Below are 15,579 nucleotides of genomic sequence, written 5' to 3' on the forward strand. Positions count from 1 at the left end.
TTGTTTTTTGGAGGAACTATGAGCAGAAATGAATACCCTAGACCCCAGTTTCAACGAGAGAACTGGCTGAATTTAAATGGAGAATGGCACTTCGCCTTTGATGATAAAAATGTAGGACTAAAAGAGAAATGGTATCAAGAGGAGGAAGCCTATCCGCATAGAATCAAGGTGCCCTTCGTCTATCAAAGCGAATTGAGCGGGATCAACCAACGAGAACCTCACGATATTGTCTGGTATTACCGGACATTCACAGTGCAGGCAATGGACAGTCAACGTGTAGTCTTGCATTTTGGTGCGGTGGATTACGAGGCGGATGTCTTTGTCAATGGTTGTCATGTAACGAATCATCAAGGCGGTCATACCTCTTTTGAAGTAGATATTACCGATTATTTGGTCGACGGTCAGCAAGCGATAAGTGTGCGTGCATTTGATCCTCATGCAGATGAAAGTATTCCTCGAGGAAAACAATTCTGGGAGACAGAATCTGCTGGTATCTGGTATACGAATTCTACCGGGATTTGGCAGCCAGTATGGCTGGAAGTCGTTTCAGAGACTTATTTGAAAGAAATCAATCTGACTCCAAATTTGGATGAGGGGACCGTGACTGTTGAAACGATCTTGAATCAGTTCCAGCCGCAGTGTGAACTGGACTATCGGATCTCTTTTAAAGAACAGCTAATCGCAGCGGGGAGACTGTCTGCAGATTCGGCAAAAATGAAGTTCAATGTCGATCTTTTTCAGGAACATATTTTCAGAAGCAATTTCCATCATGACGGTTGGTCTTGGACACCGGAAAATCCCCAGTTATTTGATATTAAACTTTCTTTAATCAACGATGGAGAAACAATTGACTACCTGAAAAGTTATTTCGGCATGCGTAAAATCCATACGGAAAACGGCATGGTCTATTTGAACAACAAACCTTACTATCAAAAGTTGATTTTGGATCAAGGGTACTGGCCTAGTGGCCTCTTGACTGCACCGTCAGATGAAGACTTTAAAAAAGACATCTTACTAGCAAAAGAAATGGGCTTCAATGGTTGCCGCAAACATCAAAAAACAGAAGATCCGCGCTTTTTGTACTGGGCGGATCAGTTAGGTTTTCTGGTTTGGGGAGAATGTGCGGCTCCGGCGATTTACAATGAAGATTCTGTTGAACGACTGATGCGGGAATGGACCGAGATCATTGCCAGAGACATTAGCCATCCCTCCATTGTGACTTGGGTGCCGATCAATGAAAGCTGGGGCGTGCCAAAGATTTCCTTTGACCGAACACAGCAACATTTCTCTCAAGCAATGTATCATTTCTTGCATGCATTGGATAAAACACGATTAGTGATCTCAAATGATGGTTGGGCAATGACAGAAACAGATATTTGCGCCATTCACAACTATGCCCATGGCCAAAAAGAAGAAACTGAGAAATATGATTACTTTAAAGAAACCCTCCGGACTCGCGAAAATCTGATTAAGCGGCTTTCTACTCCATGGCCGATTTTTGCCAACGGCTTTTCTTATCAGGAGCAACCAATCTTGTTAACGGAATTTGGTGGCATCGGCTTTGATGTATCGGGACAACCAGGTTGGGGGTATACGTCAGTCGACAATGAAGTTGAATTCTTAAAGGACTACCAACGGGTGCTGTCGGCTGTCTATGCTTCAGTAGGGCTCTGGGGATATTGCTATACGCAATTGACCGATGTCGAACAGGAGATCAATGGGTTATTGACTTATGACCGTCAGCCTAAAGTGGACTTGGCAGCAATCAAAGCTATCAATGATCAATTTCATGTTTCTCAAGTTGAATGATATTCAGACGGTAACATTGGAAAGGAGAGACAATGAGAAAAAAAGGTATTATTTGTGCATTGATTTTGGCGACTCCTTTCGTAGGAGGTTGCGGTACTTCTCATGAAACGCTGGTTGATGATTTTACAGCGATCATCGACAACGATGGTGCAGACCCGTGGATTTTTCAAGATGAGGAATATTATTATTATACGAAAACTACTGGTAACAACTTAACCCTTTGGCGTTCGGAAAATCTGACTGAAGTAGCAGCGGGGGAGAAAAAAGTCATCTGGGAAATGCCTGCGGAGTTCGAAAGTATCTGGGCGCCGGAACTTCATCAGCTGGATGGTACGTGGGTCGTTTATTTTGCGGCCAATCATCCCTCAGAAACCCATCGGATGTATGCACTAGTCAACGAAAACCAGGATCCTTACAGTGATGATTGGCAGTTGGAAGAAATCAAAGGACTGGATGACAAGTTTGCTATTGATGGAACTGTCCTCGAATTAGACGAACAACGGTATTTCCTTTGGTCAGGTTGGGAAGGATATGAAAATATTGCCCAAAATATTTATATTGCTGAAATGATCTCACCTACAGAAGTCATTGGTGAAAAGCAGCTGATTTCGACTCCGGAATACGAATGGGAAATGCGGCAAACGCCGTTGATTAACGAAGCACCTCAAGTGATCATCAAAGAAGATACGGTGAATGTGGTCTATTCGGCTAGTGGAAGTTGGGACAATGATTATGCACTGGGACTTTTGACAATGGATCGCCAAGATGATCCATTAGATACCCGAAGTTGGACGAAAGAATCCGAACCGATTTTTCAGCAGACAGAAACTGTTTTTGGTCCCGGGCACAATGGGTTTGCCAAGTCGAAAGACGGCACCGAAGACTGGTTGATATTTCACGCTGCTCGTTGGGATCATTCTGGCTGGCAACGCTCGATTCGTTTGCAGCCGATCAAATGGGAAGAAAACAAGCTGAAATTAGAAGTTCCTTTAGCGGATAATGAAACACAGAAGCTTCCCAGTGGTGAAGCAAAAAGGATCCGAATGACCGCCAGTGATGCGCTTCTTGAAGGTGATTTAGTAACAGTGACAGACGAGGAAGCATTGATGAAAAAAGTGGTTCAAGGGTTTGAATCGACCGAAGATCGTTTGGTTTTTCAACCAACAATGGGACAGGCTAGTGAAGCGACGGTCATCGTTTATCTTAAAACTCAAGATTATTTGTCATTGAATGAGCCCGTGTATGTTCAACTGAAAACAGATGATGACAGCCAACGTTTGGCGGTCTATCCGTCACAATACTATCAGCCTATCCAAACTACTATGAATTTGAAAGCAGGCACTATCAAAATCGAAGTGTCTTCAGAAATTGGGGTCGACACACTGAGTGTCGATCGGATGGAGATCATACCAAAAGAGGGAGAATAGTTTCTAGAGCTGCTTTCAGTGGTTTAGATATCATAACACTGAAAGCAATGGCGTGGCTCAAATGGCCATGCTGTGATCTGTCTTGTTCAATTTAGGGCTGTTCTTCGATCCGAATGAAGCAAACTAACATCCTAAAGCAGTGTCATGGACAGACGTGCCATGATACTGTTTTTTTTTTGAGTAATTAGGATGAGCCGCTGATAGAGCTCTAGGCCAAGATAGGCAGTTTTCCTTCTTCCATGTATAATAAAGACAAATGGAACGGAGCAAATCGTTTTACAAAGTAGACGTAAAAGTAGATGCAAATGAGGTGAATGGATGAAAACCAGGCAAGAAATGATTCGATCTTCAAACGGCAAAGATCAACTTTATGTGAAAATTTGGCAGCCGGAGGGACAGTCCAAAGGGATGCTTCAGCTGATCCATGGCATGATTGAACACATTGAACGGTACGATCCGTTTGCTCAATATCTCGTTTCAAAAGGATTCACAGTGATCGGTCATGATCACTTGGGACACGGGAAAACAGTAGCTGAGCAAAACGAGTATGGGACATTTGGAGAAACAAAAGGTGCGGATTATCTTGTAGCAGATGTAGGATTGGTTCAGCGTTTTGCGTTGGAGCAGTTTCCAGCTCAACCTTATTATCTTTTAGGTCATAGTATGGGCTCTTTGGTTTTGCGCAATTTTTTGTATCAGAAAAATACAAAATTGGCAGGTGCAATCATTATGGGGACGACACTGGAAGCGCCGGCCAAAATGACCAGTGCCGCTTTATTGACGAAGTCGTTGATGCCTTTTCGACAGCAAGCATGGCCCTATCGCGTGATGGAAAATCTGGTTTTTGGTCAACATAATCGGCGGTTTCAGCCCAACCGAACGGCGAAAGATTGGTTGTCCAGTGATCCCCAACAAGTAGATGCTTATTTAGCAGATCCGCATACGCAATTTCATTTTTCATTAAGTGCCTATCGAGATTTGTTTTTATTGACAAAAAAAGCGAGTGCCCCCCGCCTGTTGCAGAAAATCGATCGTGAATTGCCGTTACTGCTGATTTCAGGAAAAGAAGATCCTGTGGGCCATTATGGCAAGAGTGTCCGTAAGCTAGCAAACTATTTGAACCAGCAAGGGCAGCGGCATCTGACAGTTTATTTGCTGGAAGGCGGTCGTCACGAGATCTTAAATGAAACCAATAAACAAGTCGTATTTCATGAAATCTGGCAATGGTTAGAAAGCAATTGATGAACGTCATCAATTGCTTTCATCTTTTTTTCAGAAAATTGAGAATTTTAATTATTTTTAACCTTTTTTCATATTCCTCCTTCTGCTATAATGGGTGTCACATCTAACAACAAAGGAGAGATTTTTGTATGACTGTTTATAACTTTTCAGCTGGTCCCGCCGTCTTGCCCCGCCCCGTATTGGAAAGAGCTCAATCCGAGCTTTTGGATTATCGTGGCAGTGGGATGTCCGTTATGGAGCTGAGTCATCGGTCCTCCTTGTTTGAAGAGATCATTCAAGACGCAGAAGCCCTCTTGCGGGAATTGATGGCGATCCCGGATAACTATCGGGTGCTGTTTTTGCAAGGTGGAGCAAGTCTGCAATTTAGTATGGTGCCATTAAATTTAGCGAAAAACAAAAAGGCCCTTTATATCAACACGGGCTCTTGGTCAAAAAAAGCGATTCAAGCGGCTGAAGCAGTTGCTACGGTTGAGGTGATCGCATCAAGTGAAGATAAGCATTTTACTTATATTCCAGAAATCACAGTAGATAACATCGACCAAACAGCGGCTTATCTGCATATTACTACGAATAATACGATTGAAGGAACAGCTTTTCAGACGATTCCGGATGCTGGCAAAGTCCCGATCATTGCTGACATGTCATCAAATATCTTGGCCAATGAGTATCGTGTAGAAGATTTCGGTATGATCTATGCAGGTGCCCAAAAGAACATTGGACCAGCAGGATTGACGGTGGTTATTATTCGAGAAGATTTATTAAATGAAGAAGCGGTCTTTGCTCCAATGTTGGACTATCGTCTTCAAGCTGACAACGGTTCCCTTTACAATACGCCGCCTACTTACAGCATTTATATCGCAAAACTGGTTTTTGAGTGGTTGAAAGAATTAGGCGGTGTAGCAGCGATTACTGCGCAAGACCGTCAAAAAGCTGCACTGCTCTATCAAGCGATCGAAGCATCGAACTTGTTTAGCAGTCCCGTAGACAAAAATAGCCGCTCCCTAACGAACATTCCTTTTATCACTGGCGATAAGGAGCTGGATCGTCAATTTAATGAAGCTGCAGAAGCAGCCGGCTTTAAAAACTTAAAAGGACACCGTTCGGTAGGCGGTATGCGAGCAAGTTTGTACAATGCGTTCCCTATCGAAGGCGTTCAGGCACTTGTCGATTTCATGAAATCATTCGAAGCGGAGGTCAAATAAATGTATCAGATCAAGACATTCAATGCGATTGCACCAGAAGGGCTTCAAAGGCTAGACAAAGAAAAATATGCCATCAATGAAAGTGATGAGCCAGAAGGAATCTTGCTGCGAAGCCAAAAGCTGCATGACTATCCTTTTCCAAAAAGTGTATTAGGGATTGCGCGAGCTGGAGCTGGTACGAACAATATTCCGGTCAAAGAATGTACAGAACAAGGCATCGTCGTCTTCAATACCCCAGGAGCTAATGCAAATGCAGTCAAAGAGTTGGTTATTGCAAGCTTGTTATTAAGTGTTCGCCCGATTCTCCAAGGTGCTCAATGGGTCCAAACACTGAAGGGATCAGATGTAGAGGAACAGGCAGAAGCCAACAAAAAGCAATTCGCCGGTACGGAACTAGAAGGCAAAAAGCTTGGTGTGGTTGGGTTAGGCTCGATTGGTGCCATGGTCGCTAACGATGCCTACCGCTTAGGGATGGAAGTTGTGGGCTATGATCCTTATGTTTCGGTGGACACAGCGTGGACCATCTCCCGCAGAGTCAAACGGGCCAATGATTTAGCAGAAATTTTCACAACCTGTGATTTCATTACTCTTCACGTGCCATTGATGGAAAACACCCGCCATTTAGTGGGCAAGAATGAATTGGCCAAAATGAAGCCAACGGCTAAACTGTTTAACTTTTCTCGTAGTGAGATCGTTGATACAGCTGCAGCTCTTGCTGCGTTAGATAATAATGAGATTGCTGGTTATACAACTGATTTTGCAGATGAACGCTTACTGGGCCATGACAACGTGCTAGTTCTACCGCATTTAGGAGCATCGACAGAAGAGGCTGAGATCAATTGTGCCAAAATGGCTGCCCGCACATTGAAGAAATTTTTGGAGTTTGGGACGATCAAACGCTCAGTGAATTTTCCAACCGTAGAAATGGCGTTCCATTCGCCGTATCGTTTAACAGTGATTAACCGCAACGTGCCAAATATGCTAGGACAAATTTCCTCGATCATCGCTGAATCTGGAATCAACATCGATAATATGTTGAATCGCGGACGTGACGACTATGCCTACACATTGGTGGATGTCGGAGCAACAGATGCTGCATTGCTTGAAGCGGTGGCAGATAAATTACGAGCTAAAGAAGATATTATTCGCGTGCGAGTGATCAAGAATCAGGAGGTAGGCTATTAATGGTTCAAGTTTTTCCTTTTAAAGCAATCCGCCCACAAACTGACTTAGCAGAGAAAATTGCGGAGTTGCCCTATGATGTAGTCAAAACGCAAGAAGCAGCGGCATATGCTGCCGGCAACCCTTACAGCTATTTTCATATCGATCGCTCAGAAATCGATCTGCCAAATATTGCTCCTTATGATCCGCAAGTGTATGCGAAAGCAGCAGAAAATTTGGCTGCTTTTCGAGAAAAAAACTGGCTGATCCAAGACAATGCACCGTCCTATTATTTATATGAGCTGACAATGGCGGGGCGGAGTCAAACTGGGCTTGTTGTTTGCACATCGATTGAGGATTATGTAGCTGGTAAAATCAAAAAACATGAGTTTACTCGACCAGAAAAAGAAGTTGACCGCATCAATCACATCCAAGCTTGTGATGCAAACACGAGTCCAATCTTTCTAAGTTACCGTCAGCCTGAGTCCTTAAAAAAAACGATCCAGGATTGGCAGAGTCATCATCAACCGATCTATGATTTCACGAGTTACCACGAGGTCCATCATCGGGTTTGGCTGATCGATGATTCTGCGGCGATTGCTGCTTTATCACAAGAATTCTCAGCGATTGATGCGTTGTATATCGCTGACGGCCATCATCGTACTGAGTCGGCAGTGAAAGTCGGCTTGCAAAAGCGCAAGGAAAAAAACAATAGTGAGGAAAGCGAGCGCTTCTTAGCGATTTTGTTTCCGGAAAATGAATTGGCGATCTGGGAATACAACCGTGTGGTCAATGTACCGATTCCAGATCATTTCTTCGATCATCTAGCAGAGAAATTTCACATTGAGAAGCCAACTAGCAGCAAGCCTTCTCAAAAGGGAACCTTCTATTTGTATTTGGGCCACGAATGGTTCTCTTTAACCATCAAAGAAGCAGGGAATGACGCAGTCGAAAGTCTGGATGTTTCTCTTTTGCAAAAAAATATCTTAGCGCCATTACTCGGTATTGAAGATGTCCGCACAGATAAGCGCATCGATTTTGTAGGAGGAATTCGTGGTCCAGAAGAATTGGAACGGATGGTGGATTCCGGAGAATGGACAATGGCCTTTTTGATGTATCCAACGCAGATGAAAGATTTATTGGCTGTTGCCGATGCGAATGAGATTATGCCGCCTAAATCTACATGGTTTGAACCCAAATTGTTAAGTGGTCTGTTTTTACATGATTTAGAAACCAAAAGCTAGAAAGCTAAAAAGAAAAAAAGCCGCACGATCTGCAGAGAAAACTGCGATCGTGCGGCTTTTTTCTTTTTTTAAAAAATACCAGACATTGTTTCGATGATCAAGCGAATGTTGAGGACTGTTAATGCGATGGCGCAAATCCAGCCCAGAGAAGTGACCCACAGAGGGTTCTTGAACTTTTCGCCCATGATTTTTTTGGAACTAGTAAAGTAAACCAATGGAATCATTGAGACTGGTAATGCAATACTCAAAAAGACCTGTGAATAGATCAAAAGATTATCTAGTGCCTGTTCATTACCGCCAAAGTAGAGGGTACATAGTAAAACAGGTACGACAGAAAGGCCACGAGTGATCAATCGTCTTGCCCATGTTGGAATCTTCATATGGATGAAGCCTTCCATGACGACTTGTCCTGTCAGTGTTCCAGTGATAGTTGAGTTTTGTCCGGAAGCCAGTAATGCTACGGCAAAAAGAACACTAAGGGCTGGACTAGCCACCGCTCCCGCGATCGCTGAATTTTGTAAGGCATCATACAGCGCTGAAAAAGTGCCGACTTCTTCGCTGTGACCGAAGAACAATGCGCTCCCTAAAATCAGCAGCAGACAATTAACGACAAAAGCAGCCGAAAGCTGAATATTTGAATCCCATGTGGCAAAGCGAACAGCTGTAGCGACTTCTTGCGGATTCGTCCGATCAATCTTTCTTGATTGTGAAATCGACGAATGCAAATACAAATTATGGGGCATGACGGTCGCGCCAACGATCCCTAATGCCATGGTTAGCTGTCCAGGGTTCAATACTTGTTTTTGGGGAATGAAGCCTTGAACAAGTGCCGGAAGATCAGGCTGAGCAATAATCACTTCGTAAGCAAAAACAAGCAGAATCACCAATATTAAGGTCATCACGATGGCTTCGATTTTTCGAAAGCCTAATTTCATCAAGAAAAGCAGTAAAAAGACATCGAAAATCGTCAAAAAGACCCCTACAACTAATGGTAGACCGAATAATAGATTCAAAGCAATTGCTCCACCGATTACTTCGGCGATATCTGTTGCCATGATCGCCAACTCGGTAATAATCCAAAGGAAAAAGCCCAGCTTTTTACTGGTGTGTTTACGGGTTGCTTGTGCGAGGTCCATATGGGTGACAATCCCTAGTTTAGCTGCCATGTATTGGAGCAACATCGCAATCAGACTTGAAATCAAGATGACGGATAGCAGGAGATAACCATATTCGGCACCACCCCCGATTGAAGTGATCCAGTTACCAGGATCCATATACCCAACCGCGACTAACGCTCCGGGGCCAGAAAAAGCTAAAAGATTACGCCAAAAATTCCCATCCTTGGGAATAGCTACGGTATTGTTTATTTCTTCCAAGCTAGGTCCATTTGCTGCCTGGATCAATTTTTTTTCTTCATTCATTCTGTCACATCCTATCTTTTTAGGTGTACCTAAAAACAATCTTATTGTATTCCTTGTTTATGAATTTTTCAAGAGAAAAACTTCTGAAAGTTTGCATTAACTAAAAAAACAGATATTAGAAAAGGACAGATTTCGTTTGCCAAGGTGATTGGTGATTGTTGGATTGATCAATCCTAATCTAAAATAGGGAATGTTGCTCTACATAGAATTGATGAATGAGGGAAATCTATTTGATCCCACTTGTTTAGAAAGACCGAAAATTTTCTTAAGAAACATAAAAAACAAGAAGCACTCAAAATTGATGATTTTGAGCGCTTCTTGACGCTGGATTGTATGTGGAGGATGAATGAACTTTTATCAGGATCTTTTTTATATTCTTATTATGTCAAAAGAACAAGACGAGCAGCCTTTAGAATGTTAATAACCAAGTTTATTAATCAAAGAACAACCAAGAGGCTGCCCACTATTGTACGATGTGTATGGCTATCAATAATAAAAAGTATCATTGTTTTGTGTTGTTGCTGATAAAACACTGTGTCAGCGTGTCTACAAATTCATCGAAGGTGGTTATGGCACTTAATTTATGAATGTTTTGTTCATCTGTACAAATCATGGCCAGATCATCAAAAATTTCCCGAAACACATGACGGTTATGGTAATTGATGGAAATCAAAAAAACCAATGTGACACGATTATTTCCCCACTGGATCCCCTTTGGATTGACGGCAATCGCAACCCCCGTACGATTGGCATTCATTGTCAGTGAATGTGGAATAGCCACTGAACCAAAGGCAGTAGAAGAAAGTTGCTCCCTCTCAATTACTTGTGGATAAAAGGTCTCGTCCACGATTCCTTCTTCTTTCATTTGACCACATAATTGTTTGAGCAATTCTGCGGAGTTTTGATTTTCAGTTGTATATGAGAATCGCTTTTTATCAACAAGCGATAGAAAGGTTTTCACAAATTGTTCTTTTCGTTTTTTTTCTTTGATATCAAAGATCTTGGCGGTAATTTGCTGCCGATCTTCAAGGGTAAAAAAAGGATTAATGATCACGTATGGGGTAGCGATCACTTGCTTCAGTTTAACAGCAGACACAATCAGTTCTGTATCTACATACTGCAACTCTTTTTCACTAGTAAGAATATTCTGGATCTCAAGGTCGTCAGAGAAATTTTTCTGAAGCTTTTCCATCACCTGTATATTCATGTTGTAGTAATGAGGCACTAGAATCGTGCAGTTTATTTTATTCGTACGCTGTTTTTGAATTTCTAACGCATAGCCTAAATGAAAAGCTATGTAGGCAATTTCGTCTTCACTAATCGTATAACCGATTTCTTTTTGAATGACATGAGAAACCTGGACGGCACAATCATAGATGAGCGGACATTCTTTTTTTAGTGTTTCTGTCATTGGGTTTCTACAAGAGTAGCCGTTATTGATCCGATACAGTAAATTCTTTATATGGAGGGCAAATCGAATGAAGAACTCAGGTTCATTGCCATCAATAAAGTATAATTCATCCACTTTTGCTAGAATTTTTCTTACTAAGTCAAGGCAGTTTTTGTCCGTGACCTTCTCTAACTCATCAGGTGAAATTTGAGTGAAATTCACGCTAGTTCCATTCGCTGAAATTAGGATAGCTAAATCACGAATTTCTTCTTTGGGAAAACGAATACCGTACCGTTCCGCTACTTTTTCCGCGATTTTTTCGGAAATTTTTAGTACTGTCGGATGGATTGAGTGAGGCGGTTGAGCTTCTGCTTCAGGAGACTGAAAATTTCCTTTCATACGGTCTACGGCAATTGCTAGATGAATAACTATATTTGTTAACGCATAATCATTCGTGAAAAAATCATAGTCTGAAAAAAGTTCGGCAATAATTTCCTTGATATAATCAAGGTCAAAATCTATAAAACTTTCTTGTAGCTTAGTCATATCAACGAAATGATTATCCAATTCGGATAGCAATGTCTGATGGATTAATTGTCTTTTCGCTTTTTCTGTCCCAATCAACTGTAGTGTATCTTTGGTTAGTCTGACTTCGATAGCCAGTTCAGAACATTGTTTTTTTAGTTTTTTTGCATCACTCAATAATGTGGACTCGCTGATAAATAGTTCTTCTGCTAGATCATAAACAGACAGAGCTTCCTCAGTTGAAATCAGTCGCAAAAGGAGATAAGCAGTTCGTTCAGTAGGTGTTTCAGGGACACTTGTTTCTGTGTTATTGAAAAAAGTGACCAGATTACTTGCTACCACTCGATAGCCTTTGTTTGAAGAAAGGATCAAATCAGATTCATTGTCTTGAATATCTGCGATATACGATTTTATCGTCCGTTTGGATAACCCAAATTTTTCCGCTAATTGAGTGGAGGAAACCCAATTGTCTTGCTCATTTAGATAGTGAAGAAGTTTTATATACTTTGCTTTCATTAGCTGACACCCTCTCTTTCACCACTGCAGTGCAAAAGAATATTTGTTTCACCGCTGTAGATTGACTATAGTATAACTGTAATTGATAGCGCTATCAATGAAAATTGAATTGGGGGAGAAAAATCATGAAAAAATTGAATGTTTTACTTGTGTGTGGATCTGGAGCCAGCTCAGGTTTTATGGCTGCTAATATTCGTAAAGCTGCTGCTGAAAAAGGATTGGACATAAAAATTACTGCTCGCGGTGAAAGTGAGATTGAAAACTACATTGACGACATTGATGCGTTAATGGTTGGTCCCCATCTAGCGTATATTTTGGATGAAGTAGAAGAATTTGTTGGTGATGCACCAGTGAAAGTGATTTTGATGAATCCTGAATACTATGCCACATTAAACGGAAAACAAGCTTTGGATCACTTGTTGGAAGAGGTACAGTAGCTTTCAGAATGGAGGGAATAAAATGCAATCCTTAATTAACTGGCTGGAAAACAGCTTTACGCCCAAAATGAATAAAATCAATCATAACGTTTGGATCGTGACTCTTAAAGACTCAATCATGCAGGCTTTGCCATTAATTTTCTTAGGATCGGTCTTTTGTATGCTGGCAATTTTAAATGATTATTTTCCAAGTTTACCCAATTTCTGGACGCCATACGGATGGACGATGGGGATGATCTCACTTGTCATATCTTTTCTGATTCCTTTCAACTTGATGGAGAAAAAAAGACTGCGTAAGCAAAGAATCAATGCTGGAATGTCTGGAATCATCTTATTTTTGATTATTATTTCTCCACAAGTCATTGCTGACGGAGAACCTGGTTTTAGTCATAGTGCGCTTGGTGCAGGGGGAATGTTTATTGCAATTGTTGCAGGACTATTCGCTGGTATGGTGTTGAATTTATTTGGAAAGTTTTCTTTTTTCAGTGAGGAATCGGTGATTCCCGATTTTGTCCGCTCTTGGTTTGATGCTATGCTGCCAATCGGTATTGTTGTCCTTACCGGATGGATCTTCGTTGATCTTCTTGGCTTTGATGTCTACAATGCTGTTCTAGCCATCTTTATGCCATTACAAAGTGTGATTGAGACGCCATGGGGCTTTTCATTGATGATGTTGATTGTTTGTTTCCTCTATTCGTTGGGAATTTCAACATGGGTATTAACGCCTGTTTTAAATCCAGTTTTATTGACTGCTATTCAAGCAAATATTGACGGAAAGGCAATGAATTTAGTAACTGATCCAACTATTTATTCTGCTTATCTATGGATTGGCGGTATCGGCTGTACAATGCCTCTTGTTTTTATGTTGATGCGCTCCAAATCAAAAAAATTAAAAGCCTTGGGTACGGCTTCGGTTGCTCCGACGATTTTTAATATCAATGAACCGATTGTTTTTGGCTGTATTGCTTGGAACCCACTATTGATGGTTCCGATGTGGTTACAAGGGTTGATATTGCCATTAATTGTCTGGTTATTTACGAAAGTCATTGCTTTTGCACCTATTCCAACAGTCATGTTTCAAATGTGGTACTGTCCATTTCCGATTGCCACTTGGCTAACTACCGGAACAATTTCAGGCATTCTGCTAATGCTGATTGTTTTTGTCGTGGCGGCAGCGATTTGGTATCCATTTTTTAAAGCCTATGAAAAACAAGAATGCGAAAGAGAAGCTGCTGAAGCAACTGAAAGAGTATAGAAAGATAATTGTGAAAGAAGGTCTTAGAATGTTGAAAGAACAAATCGTTCAACATGCCATGCAGATAATTCTACATGCTGGAGATGCCAGAAAGCATTGTATGGATGCCTTGAAAGCGATTGAATCATATGATTTTGCACTGGCTGAAGTTGAAATAAAGCAAGCAAATGAGGAGATTGTACAGGCACACCGCATACAGACAGATGCAATTACGGCTGAAACATCTGGTGAAGATGGAGAGTATTCTGTGTTGTTCGCACATGCACAGGATACATTGATGACTATTTACAGTGAGATAAATATTGCTAAACGCATGCTGGCAATTTTTAAAGCCTATGATCGGCGCATTGAGCAATTGGAGAGTAGACTGGAAAGAGAGGAAGAAAATGACTAAAATACCTGAAGGTTTTCCAAAAGATTTTTTATGGGGCGGTGCTATTGCAGCTAATCAAGCTGAAGGTGCGTGGGATGTAGACGGAAAAGGCTGGTGTGTGGCAGATATTAATGAGTTTCATCCAGATGTTGACTTAGAAAAGAAATCTAATATGGAAATAACGACAGCTTATATCAAAGAAGCAATGAACAGTACAGAGCGAATTTTTCCAAAACGGTGGGGAATTGATTTCTATCACACGTATAAAGATGACTTGAAATTGCTTGCTGAATTAGGGCTAAAAACATTTCGGACTTCTATCAACTGGGCAAGAATTTTTCCAAACGGAGATGAGTTGGAGCCGAATGAAGCGGGTTTGCAGTTTTATGACGATTTATTTGATGAAATAATAAAAAATGGTATGGAACCAATGATCACAATGTCTCACTATGAAATGCCACTTCATTTGACAACTTCGTATAAAGGCTGGTATTCAAGAGAAGTTATTGATTTCTTTGTCCGTTATGGTCAAGTTCTGCTAGATCGCTATCATGACAAAGTAAAGAAGTGGATAGTGGTTAATCAAATCAATTTAATTGTCCATGAATCGTTCAATCATCTTGGAATTCCTGAGGATGCAGTAGAGGATTTGCTTTCTGCTAAATATCAAGGAGTACACAATGAAATGGTTGCTAGTGCATTGATTACAAAATATGCGCATGCACATTATCCAGATAATGAGATCGGCATGATGCTTTGTGGCGGTCCATCTTATGCGGCATCTAGCAAGGCGGAAGATGTTCTAGCTGCATTAAAATTAAATCAAATGGAGTATTTCTTTGCAGACGTCTTACTTCGCGGCCGCTATCCTGGTTATGCTTTCCGTTACTTTGATGATAAAGGCATTCATGTAACTTTTGGAGAAGATGACGAAGAAGCACTGAAGCATACGGCAGACTTTATGTCTTTTTCTTACTACTATACACAAATATGTGATCAAGACTCTTACGATAAGGATTTAGGACCACACAGAAATAAGGAACTACCAGCAAATCCTTGGGGGTGGACAATTGATCCCATTGGCTTGAGAATTCTTTTAAATGAGTTTTATGATCGCTATCAGTGTCCAATTTATATCACTGAAAATGGGATTGGCTATTTTGATAAATTGGAAAATGGGAGCATTCATGATTCCTATCGTATAGAGTATTATCGAGATCATATTCGAGCCATGAAAGAAGCAATCAAAGATGGTGTGGATCTGCGCGGTTACTATGCTTGGGGACCCATTGATATAGTCAGCTGTTCGTCTAGTGAAATGAGCAAACGCTATGGATTTATTTATGTAGATAGTGATGATTATGGAAAAGGCAGTGGCGAAAGAATCAAAAAAGATAGCTTTGCTTGGTATCAAAGAGTTATCCGCAGTAATGGAGAAATCATTGACTAAGATTAAAGAGAGTTAAAGAGAATAGAAGATAAGTGCTGGCTGCTCTAGCTGAATGCTTTCTTTTAGTGGAAGCAGACCATCCACAAACTCAAAGGAGCAGTCCTCTATAACCCGGATTTTCAGGTTA

Annotated in this window: 12 protein-coding genes; 10 read left to right on the plus strand and 2 right to left on the minus strand. The window is 41.2% G+C overall.

Annotated features, from left to right (window positions below; all coding sequences use genetic code 11):
• Positions 1-18: 18 nt before the first annotated feature.
• From FE005_RS06815 to FE005_RS06840, 6 genes are all read left to right on the plus strand, one after another.
• Positions 19-1,809, plus strand: coding sequence for a glycoside hydrolase family 2 protein (locus FE005_RS06815; RefSeq protein WP_138371515.1), 1,791 nt, complete (start codon positions 19-21; stop codon positions 1,807-1,809).
• 32 nt (positions 1,810-1,841) lie between these two features.
• Positions 1,842-3,236: a glycoside hydrolase family 43 protein gene (locus FE005_RS06820; protein WP_103300386.1), complete on the plus strand. Its 1,395-nt coding sequence runs from the start codon at positions 1,842-1,844 to the stop codon at positions 3,234-3,236.
• A gap of 318 nt (positions 3,237-3,554) precedes the next feature.
• Entirely contained in the window at positions 3,555-4,478 is a 924-nt protein-coding gene (locus FE005_RS06825; protein ID WP_138371516.1) for an alpha/beta fold hydrolase, read from the plus strand.
• Between the two features lie 128 nt (positions 4,479-4,606).
• The gene (serC, locus tag FE005_RS06830; protein ID WP_138371517.1) at positions 4,607-5,680 is read left to right on the plus strand and encodes a 3-phosphoserine/phosphohydroxythreonine transaminase; all 1,074 of its coding nucleotides are present in this window, start codon (positions 4,607-4,609) and stop codon (positions 5,678-5,680) included.
• Positions 5,681-6,865: a phosphoglycerate dehydrogenase gene (locus FE005_RS06835; RefSeq protein WP_138371518.1), complete on the plus strand. Its 1,185-nt coding sequence runs from the start codon at positions 5,681-5,683 to the stop codon at positions 6,863-6,865. It begins immediately after the preceding gene.
• Positions 6,865-8,085, plus strand: a complete 1,221-nt coding sequence (locus tag FE005_RS06840; protein ID WP_138371519.1) for a DUF1015 domain-containing protein — start codon at positions 6,865-6,867, stop codon at positions 8,083-8,085. The genes FE005_RS06835 and FE005_RS06840 overlap by 1 nt, the downstream gene beginning before the upstream one ends.
• A 68-nt stretch (positions 8,086-8,153) precedes the next feature.
• Here FE005_RS06840 and FE005_RS06845 read toward each other — a convergent pair whose 3' ends face one another.
• Both FE005_RS06845 and FE005_RS06850 read right to left on the minus strand, forming a co-directional pair.
• Positions 8,154-9,506, minus strand: coding sequence for an Nramp family divalent metal transporter (locus FE005_RS06845; protein ID WP_103300391.1), 1,353 nt, complete (start codon positions 9,504-9,506; stop codon positions 8,154-8,156).
• Positions 9,507-10,008: 502 nt separating this feature from the next.
• On the minus strand, positions 10,009-11,937 hold the full coding sequence (locus tag FE005_RS06850) for a BglG family transcription antiterminator (RefSeq protein WP_138371520.1): 1,929 nt from the start codon (positions 11,935-11,937) through the stop codon (positions 10,009-10,011).
• Positions 11,938-12,062: 125 nt separating this feature from the next.
• Here FE005_RS06850 and FE005_RS06855 point away from each other — a divergent pair, with 125 nt between their 5' ends.
• Genes FE005_RS06855 through FE005_RS06870 form a run of 4 tightly spaced genes read left to right on the plus strand, consistent with a single transcriptional unit; the run spans position 12,063 to position 15,452 of the window.
• Entirely contained in the window at positions 12,063-12,374 is a 312-nt protein-coding gene (locus tag FE005_RS06855) for a PTS sugar transporter subunit IIB (RefSeq protein ID WP_138371521.1), read from the plus strand.
• A 22-nt stretch (positions 12,375-12,396) separates the two neighbouring features.
• Positions 12,397-13,629 (plus strand): PTS sugar transporter subunit IIC, encoded by a 1,233-nt coding sequence (locus FE005_RS06860; RefSeq protein ID WP_003128746.1) that lies wholly within the window; start codon positions 12,397-12,399, stop codon positions 13,627-13,629.
• A 28-nt stretch (positions 13,630-13,657) separates the two neighbouring features.
• Entirely contained in the window at positions 13,658-14,023 is a 366-nt protein-coding gene (locus FE005_RS06865) for a PTS lactose/cellobiose transporter subunit IIA (RefSeq protein WP_138371522.1), read from the plus strand.
• Positions 14,016-15,452, plus strand: coding sequence for a glycoside hydrolase family 1 protein (locus FE005_RS06870; protein WP_138371523.1), 1,437 nt, complete (start codon positions 14,016-14,018; stop codon positions 15,450-15,452). Before FE005_RS06865 ends, FE005_RS06870 begins: the two co-directional genes overlap by 8 nt.
• Positions 15,453-15,579 lie beyond the last annotated feature (127 nt).

The sequence above is a fragment of the Enterococcus sp. M190262 genome (assembly GCF_005843965.1).
Taxonomy (GTDB): domain Bacteria; phylum Bacillota; class Bacilli; order Lactobacillales; family Enterococcaceae; genus Enterococcus_D; species Enterococcus_D gallinarum.